Source organism: Planktothrix serta PCC 8927, from assembly GCF_900010725.2.
Lineage (GTDB): Bacteria > Cyanobacteriota > Cyanobacteriia > Cyanobacteriales > Microcoleaceae > Planktothrix > Planktothrix serta.
In genome coordinates, this window is sequence record NZ_LR734859.1 from 1 (window position 1) to 4,711 (window position 4,711).

Here is a 4,711-nt window from a genome sequence, read left to right on the forward strand (position 1 = left end):
CAATTTATTTAAAAATTTGATTAATCAGAAACCGGGTTTCTTCGGGTTAGGGATGGTGCGTGCGCTACGCTTACTCACCCTACGGGTTGAGGAAGCGAGCGCACTCAAGTCAAAAATACCGAAGGTATTCTACTTATTCCCTCGATTAACTTTGAGTCACAACTTCTTTTTCCTTAGCTAAAAACTTCTCTAATTCTGTTAACGCATCTGCATCCATTTTTGTTTGCATCGGACAGAATTTCGGCCCACACATCGAACAGAATTCAGCCGTTTTGTAGATATCCGCCGGAAGGGTTTCATCGTGATATTCTTTCGCCCGTTCTGGGTCTAAGGATAACTCAAATTGACGATTCCAATCAAAATTATACCGGGCTTCTGATAACTGATCATCACGGTCACGGGCTCCAATGCGATGACGAGCAATATCCGCAGCATGGGCGGCAATTTTATAGGCAATTAACCCATTTCTGACGTCTTCTGCATTGGGTAAACCTAGGTGTTCTTTGGGTGTGACATAACATAACATTGCTGTGCCGTGCCAACCCGCGATCGCCGCCCCAATGGCAGAAGTAATATGATCATAACCGGGGGCAATATCTGTTACTAACGGCCCTAAAACATAGAAGGGAGCTTCTGAACATTCCTCCATCTGTTTTTTAACATTAAATTCAATTTGATCCATCGGAACGTGACCAGGGCCTTCTACCATCACTTGTACATCATGTTCCCAGGCGCGACGAGTTAATTGTCCGAGGGTTTTCAATTCCGCCAGTTGAGCATCATCGGAGGCATCATGGGTACAACCGGGGCGTAAAGAATCCCCTAAACTAAAAGAAACATCGTATTTTTTGAAGATTTCAATAATATCGTCAAAGTGGGTATAAAGGGGATTTTGCTTGTGATGATGGAGCATCCAACGGGCAATAATTCCACCCCCACGAGACACAATTCCAGTAATTCGACTTCTAACTAAGGGCAGATGTTCGATTAATAAACCTGCATGAATCGTCATATAATCCACACCCTGTTGGGCGTGTTTTTCAATCACATGAAGAAAATCATCGGGGGTGAGACTTTCAATTTTGCCGTGAACACTTTCTAAAACTTGATAAATGGGAACAGTACCAATGGGAACCGGAGAAGCTTTAATAATAGCAGTCCGAATGGTATCTAAATTCCCGCCTCCGGTGGATAAATCCATCACCGTATCTGCGCCATATTTAACGGCTAAATTCAGTTTAGCTACTTCTTCTTCTAAATTAGAAGAATTGGGAGAAGCCCCAATATTAGCATTGACTTTACATTTAGAGGCAATTCCAATCGCCATCGGTTCCAAATTCGGATGATTAATATTAGCAGGAATAATCATCCGTCCCCGTGCGACTTCTTCTCGAATTAACTCAGCCGGAAGGTTTTCCCGTTGAGCAACATAGTTCATTTCTTCGGTAATAACACCTTGACGGGCGTAGTGCATTTGAGAAACGTTGCTCTGTCCATGCCGTTTGGCGATCCATTCTGTCCGCATATTGAATTTCCTCTTATTAACAGCTTCCCTCCGCCGGTACTAACCGGACTCAGGTTCCAAGGGTGTCTTTTCTCAGCCTGAACTTAGCAGGCACCCCTAGCTTATTAGTTGAAGATGGTATCATAATTTCTGTTAACTGAGTACAATTTAATCAAATCTTTGCAAAGATCAGGATAATTCGGGGTGTAATTATACTTAAATCAATCAGATTTTCTGAACAAATACCATAGGGGCGATGCCTGTATCGTCCCTACAAAGTCTATGATTAGATTGAATTGGGGTTAATGCTCAGGGGTTAAAAAGTTGAAGGATGAAAATTGCAACACCTAAAACCTAACATCCTACTCCCCTTAATTAAAATCACCTTGACATTGAGTGAGAATTCGAGCATCATTTTCACTAACATTCGGAAGGCGATGAAACCCTTCTAAAACAATATTATTTTTTTCTGTTCCTTGACCTCCGGCTTTGGCAACAACAGCAGTATTATTAAAACCAATCCGATAGGAATAAGCTTCTTGACTGTAACTTTCAATGATGTTTAAATTAAGCTGATTTCCTTCGGGAACCGCAGTAAAACAGTCAAAAGACGAGCGCGGCATATAAAACGCCCCAGTTACCTGACCTTGCTTAACTTCAAACACCATGTAAGATTGTCCAATTTGTTCCGGTTGAGGAGATTGACCATAGAGGTACACCCCATCTTCGAGAAAATGATGTTGGACAGAAGCAGTTTCTAAAGCGGTATTGTTAGGATTTTGTGAAATGTTTTGTGCGTGTGCAAAGGGAATTTCCCCTAAACCCACGATCACACTTAAGGCTAAAGTATTAACAAGGGGGGAAAGTTTGGTGAATGCCTTGTAAAACCGACCCCAGAATGAAACAGAATTGAGCAGTTGATCAAGCATTTTTTGAATCTCCTGCGAAAGGCATTGACAACCGAGTATTTAGCTACAGCATAAATTCACTAGATTTCGGTAAGGTTTGTTGCTAATTCCAACATACAATATTTGCCGAAAGCGGACATCACCCTTTCGATTAACTGAGATAGCAAATTCAGCAAACTCGATCAAAGCGTTTCAATAGTACGCCCAGACAGGTATGATGACGTTACGGAGCAACTAAGGGAACGCAAAATTAAAATGCGAATTCTATTTGTCGCCGCAGAAGCGGCACCTTTAGCGAAAGTTGGCGGGATGGGAGATGTGGTCGGTGCATTGCCGCAGGTATTGCGTGCAATGGGACACGATGTTCGCATCTTTATGCCCTATTATGGCTTCCTCCCTGATAAGATCAAAATCCCGAAAGATCCGATCTGGTGGGGAAATGCCATGTACCAGCGTTTCGCTGTCTTTGAAACGGTATTTCCAAAAACTGATGTGCCATTATATTTATTTGGACATCCATCCTTTATGCCTCGTCGTGTGTACTACGGAGAGGATGAAGAATGGCGGTTCACTTTATTTTCCAGTGGCGCGGCTGAATTTGCGTGGAATTATTGGAAACCCCATATTATTCATTGCCACGACTGGCATACTGGCATGATTCCCGTCTGGATGCACGAAACGCCGGATATTGCTACAGTCTTCACTATTCATAATTTAGCGTATCAAGGGCCTTGGCGTTGGTATTTGGAACGGATTACTTGGTGTCCTTGGTATATGCAGGGTCACAATACAATGGCGGCGGCGGTACAAGCTGCTGATGTCGTGACGACCGTTTCACCCACTTACGCCCAACAAATTCAAACCGCAGCCTATGGGGAAAATTTAGAAGGGCTGCTATCATACATTAGTGGCAAAATGTCGGGAATTTTAAATGGAATTGATACGAATTCCTATAACCCGGCTACTGACCCTTATATTCCTGAACGGTTTACTGCTGATAGTTTGGAAAATCGCCGCGTCAATAAAGTTGCAATTCAAGAAGAAGTCGGATTAGAAGTGAATTCTAATACTTTCTTAATGGGAATGGTAACACGATTGGTCGAACAGAAAGGGATTGATCTGGTAATTCAAATTATGGATCAATTCTTATCTTATAGCGATTGTCAATTGATTGTTTTGGGAACAGGCGATCGCTATTATGAAACCCAATTATGGCACATGGCATCGCGTTATCCGGGTCGGATGACGACACAATTATTGTTTAATGATGCCTTATCTCGGCGGATTTATGCGGGTTGTGATGCGTTTGTGATGCCGAGTCGGTTTGAACCTTGCGGCATTAGTCAAATGTTGTCAATGCGTTACGGTTGTGTTCCCATTGTTCGACGCACTGGGGGTTTAGTCGATACGGTATCCTATAATGATCCGATTAATTATCAGGGAACTGGATACTGTTTTGATCGCTATGAACCTTTAGATTTTTATACCTCAATGGTTCGAGCTTCTGAAGCTTTCCGGTTTAAAGATCAATGGCGAGAACTGCAACGTCGGGGTATGAGTGAAAACTTTAGTTGGGAAAATTCTGCTAAAGAATATATTCAACTCTACAGCAGAGTAATGGATAGTTATGGGGGTGTTCCTTCTGAACAGGAAGCGGCTCCACCTCCACAACCAAGTTCTAGTGTTGTTGTTTAAAAGTTCATCTAAGAAACCAGGTTTATATCGATTAGAGACCTGGTTTCTCTATTCGTTTTTGATAAATTTAAGCAAATAAATCTAACGGAAAATGTCCGTATACTCCATTAATTCCGTTTTCTTCAGTTGATTGAAATGAAATTAACACTCCTCGATATTTATCTAAATAGGGGCTAATATAAAAGGTTTGACTGCGACCATTGAATTTTAAATAAACTGATCCTTCAACAGGATCTAAAGCATTTTCTTCAACGTTCATAGAATATTGAAAAGCTTTTAAATATTCGGTTAATGCTGTTAATGCTTGTTCCCTAGAATCTGCACAAATTCCAATCATTTGATATTCAGATTCACGAGTTAGCAATAATAAAGCCGTTTGAATTTTAACTTTTTCTTCCTCGGAAATACTCGGAATCGTATCCGTACAAATAAAGCCTTTTAAAATCCCTTCAGCATCTTGAATTGTTAATGACATTGATTTTAATAAAATCCTAATACAACAAAAGTGTAGGGTGCGTAAGCGATCAGCGCACGCACCAATAGCAATCACAGCGATCAGCACACGCACCAATAGCAATCACAGCGATCAGCACACGCACCAATA

The 4,711-nt window shown here is 41.5% G+C and carries 3 protein-coding genes, 1 pseudogene and 1 riboswitch; of the genes and pseudogenes, 1 reads left to right on the forward strand and 3 read right to left on the reverse strand.

What is annotated here, in order from left to right; all coding sequences use genetic code 11:
* Positions 1-145: 145 nt before the first annotated feature.
* Positions 146-1,531 (reverse strand): annotated as a pseudogene (thiC, locus tag PL8927_RS08190) (phosphomethylpyrimidine synthase); the annotation flags it as partial.
* Positions 1,532-1,533: 2 nt separating this feature from the next.
* Positions 1,534-1,633, reverse strand: a riboswitch (TPP riboswitch).
* Positions 1,634-1,875: 242 nt separating this feature from the next.
* On the reverse strand, positions 1,876-2,433 hold the full coding sequence (locus PL8927_RS08195) for a hypothetical protein (RefSeq protein ID WP_083619572.1): 558 nt from the start codon (positions 2,431-2,433) through the stop codon (positions 1,876-1,878).
* 234 nt (positions 2,434-2,667) lie between these two features.
* On the opposite strand from PL8927_RS08195, the gene glgA reads away from it, so the two are divergent.
* The gene (glgA, locus tag PL8927_RS08200; RefSeq protein ID WP_083619575.1) at positions 2,668-4,107 is read left to right on the forward strand and encodes a glycogen synthase GlgA; all 1,440 of its coding nucleotides are present in this window, start codon (positions 2,668-2,670) and stop codon (positions 4,105-4,107) included.
* A 67-nt stretch (positions 4,108-4,174) separates the two neighbouring features.
* Here glgA and PL8927_RS08205 read toward each other — a convergent pair whose 3' ends face one another.
* Complete coding sequence (locus PL8927_RS08205; protein ID WP_083619578.1) at positions 4,175-4,582, reverse strand: DUF1824 family protein; 408 nt, start codon at positions 4,580-4,582, stop codon at positions 4,175-4,177.
* Positions 4,583-4,711: the final 129 nt, after the last annotated feature.

What these genes read in the sequence shown, in the direction of transcription:
- PL8927_RS08205 (WP_083619578.1), bottom strand. Translation starts at nt 4,582, where the DNA reads ATGTCATTAACAATTCAAGATGCTGAAGGGATTTTAAAAGGCTTTATT.
- glgA (WP_083619575.1), top strand. Translation starts at nt 2,668, where the DNA reads ATGCGAATTCTATTTGTCGCCGCAGAAGCGGCACCTTTAGCGAAAGTT.
- PL8927_RS08195 (WP_083619572.1), bottom strand. Translation starts at nt 2,433, where the DNA reads ATGCTTGATCAACTGCTCAATTCTGTTTCATTCTGGGGTCGGTTTTAC.